This window comes from Chamaesiphon polymorphus CCALA 037 (assembly GCF_003003845.1).
Taxonomy (GTDB): domain Bacteria; phylum Cyanobacteriota; class Cyanobacteriia; order Cyanobacteriales; family Chamaesiphonaceae; genus Chamaesiphon; species Chamaesiphon polymorphus.
This window is the reverse complement of sequence record NZ_PVWO01000661.1, coordinates 1-2,572: the sequence shown is the minus strand read 5'-3', so window position 1 is coordinate 2,572 and position 2,572 is coordinate 1. Positions and strand designations below refer to the sequence as shown.

General features: G+C 44.7%; 4 protein-coding genes. 2 read left to right on the top strand and 2 right to left on the bottom strand.

Annotated elements, in window-relative coordinates:
- Positions 1-138: 138 nt before the first annotated feature.
- On the bottom strand, positions 139-747 hold the full coding sequence (locus tag C7B77_RS27940) for a hypothetical protein (RefSeq protein ID WP_106312762.1): 609 nt from the start codon (positions 745-747) through the stop codon (positions 139-141).
- Positions 748-951: 204 nt separating this feature from the next.
- Positions 952-1,509, bottom strand: coding sequence for a hypothetical protein (locus C7B77_RS27935; protein ID WP_106312759.1), 558 nt, complete (start codon positions 1,507-1,509; stop codon positions 952-954).
- A gap of 194 nt (positions 1,510-1,703) precedes the next feature.
- Here C7B77_RS27935 and C7B77_RS27930 point away from each other — a divergent pair, with 194 nt between their 5' ends.
- Together C7B77_RS27930 and C7B77_RS27925 are read left to right on the top strand one after the other, a co-directional pair.
- Positions 1,704-2,066 carry a hypothetical protein gene (locus tag C7B77_RS27930; RefSeq protein ID WP_181244063.1) on the top strand — a complete coding sequence of 121 codons (363 nt, stop codon included), beginning with the start codon at positions 1,704-1,706 and terminating at the stop codon, positions 2,064-2,066.
- 88 nt (positions 2,067-2,154) lie between these two features.
- Positions 2,155-2,475, top strand: coding sequence for a single-stranded DNA-binding protein (locus tag C7B77_RS27925; RefSeq protein ID WP_106312756.1), 321 nt, complete (start codon positions 2,155-2,157; stop codon positions 2,473-2,475).
- Positions 2,476-2,572: the final 97 nt, after the last annotated feature.

Sequence of the window (2,572 nt, the reverse complement as noted above, 5' to 3'; positions counted from 1 at the left end):
GGGAAGGGGGAAGGGATAAAGGAGGACTGGTAGCGGTTGCGGATATGAAGGGCGCGTCGCGCCTAATACCTTTACCCTTTACCCTTTACCCTTTCCCCCACTTCACTAAGATGTTTGCATCTGATGCAAGATATGAGATCAGGCTGCTCCGAAAATCATCCCCATTACCGCATCGATCGCGATGATGACAGCAATTAGTACGATCGGGGCTTGGACGATCTCTTGCAGTTCGGCACGTTCTCTGGTTTTGTCGTAAGCATCTTTAAGTCCGAAGATAAAGGCAATGGCAAATGCGACTTTGATGAAGTTAATTACAAAGGTTGCAAAGCCAGCTAGTGCGGCATTAGTAACGCCCAAACCCGTTCCGCTGAGTAAGTTGGTAATTGCTGTCGTTCCTGAAGCCGTAATAATTAAGGCATGAGCGGGATCTGTCATGCAGGTAATTAGAAATAAGCTGCTTAAAACTGCGATCGACCCAATCAGCAACGATTGATGTTGTGGTGCTTTGATGCGGCGAAAGTTATACCAAAGATTCCCTGCCGTGCGGTTGGAAAATACCAAATAGGTGCCGAGAATGCCTGTCCACGCCAGCGTAATCAGTAACGAACTAGTCCCAAACTTGAAGATCCAATCAGCCGCAATACCGATAGTGACGATCGATAACCAGAATTCAACCGAACACGAGTAGTAAATTTTGTCGATAAAGTTAGATTTAGGCTTGAATTTATGAAAATTAGATTTGGTCATTATCTCGTACTCAACGGTAAATTCTGCGCGAACGATTATCGATCCTCATTAAAATATCCAGCCAGCAATTACACACTTCTGGCTAAAATTTATGGGATTATGTATCGAATTAATTCTGCAAATATAACTTGGCGATCTAACTAATGAGATGAGCGATCTGGCTGAGATTCGTTTGCGTAGCGTCTGCTTTGCAGAATCGCTTTGCTACAGAAAAATCGAGCAAATCTTCCTAGCTTGATTTTTCGCCCCCAAATCTTTGAGTTCGCGAGTTGTCAGCGGGCGGCAATTATTGGCTAATTTGGGATTGCGATCGATCATCTGTTTGGCTAGCGTTCCTGCTGGTGTAACCGCCCAGGCATTGGTGAGGGTATTGAATCCTGCCAGTCCCAAAATGGTGAAACTACAGCCGATTAACAACCAAGTCTTCCAGGATTGTGATGGTGCTGCGACATGTCCGGTGGTAATAAACCTTTTTTCCAGCGAAGCTAATTGCTGTCCGACTGCACCGAGATAGCCTTGTTGCACTGCCATAGTCGCTAGTAATGGGTTGCTCACTAGCTCGAATTGAGTCTCTAACTTCTTCCCTGCCAAATCTAGAGATTGAGTCACAGCTTGGGGAATGGCATCTTTAATCTGTTCGATCCGATCGAGCATTCCGGTAACATCGCGGATCGGATCGTCTGCTTGAATGTGATAGTTGGCAAACGATCGATTTAAGGCTAACTTGCTGATGGCATGATTGAGGGCGGTAGTTTGTTCCATTTTGGTTGTAGAGGTAGGAGTGGCTCCCATCCATCTAAACACTCAACTCAGGGTAAACAGATGAGTCTAATGGCTTAATATTTGATACCTGTCGATGGAAAAAAGACTGCTGGTGAAATATGAAAAAACTCAATTATTAGTGAGTAGCGATCGAGTTGGCTTCGCCTGGTAAGAGTGAAGTCTATCACAAAAAAATGTTTGCCGTCAATCAAATTATTTTTCCAGTATTGCTGTTTGTTGTCTACTTTTCCCTTGCAATTCAGTTCTTGCCACAACCTGCAACTGTAACAATCTCCGCTCGACCGAAAGTCATCGAGCCGCAATCAAATCCTGCTGAAGCAATTCACCCAGAAATAAGCTCCACGAATGCAAACTCAGATGCTGCAATTAGTCGCGATTGGCTCGAAACTCAATCTATAGTCAACCTCAAAGCGATCGCGGCTGAACTCTGCATTACTCCTATTGGTGACAAGCGATCCAAACTTACTTGGATTGATGCGATCGCTTCTACCACTCCCAAAAATACTGTGCTAGCAGTTAATCTTTGCTACGCCTGATAAAAGTGAGATCGATCTTTATTCATTTAGAGGTCGATTTCGTTGCGCTTTGTATTCACGAAAATTATTCACCCTATAGGAAAATCCCATGTTTGTTACTCTATCTGGTCGTACTGGTCGCGCTACTTCTACTGCTGATGTTCCTCGTAAAGATGGTACTGGTTACTTTCAAATCTCTGATACAGCCTTAGCTGTCAAAGTTACCGAAGATGCCACCGATTGGTATCAGTTAAAATTCGTCGGCGATGCACTAGTCAAAGCTGCTAGTTTCCTCACCAAAGGCTGTCTTATTTCCGTTACGGGCGATCTGACATTCGAGTCTTGGCATAACGAAGATGGGGAACTCCGCGCTAAACCCGTCGTTACTATTTCTGAAATTCAACTACCTCCAAAGTCTCAAGCTATTTAGTTCTGGTTAAACGGGAGTAACAGGGTAGGCTGTACCACCGTAGGGGGAGTATGGGAGTACGGGGGTAAGTAATAAACACACCCTAGCACCCCAACAC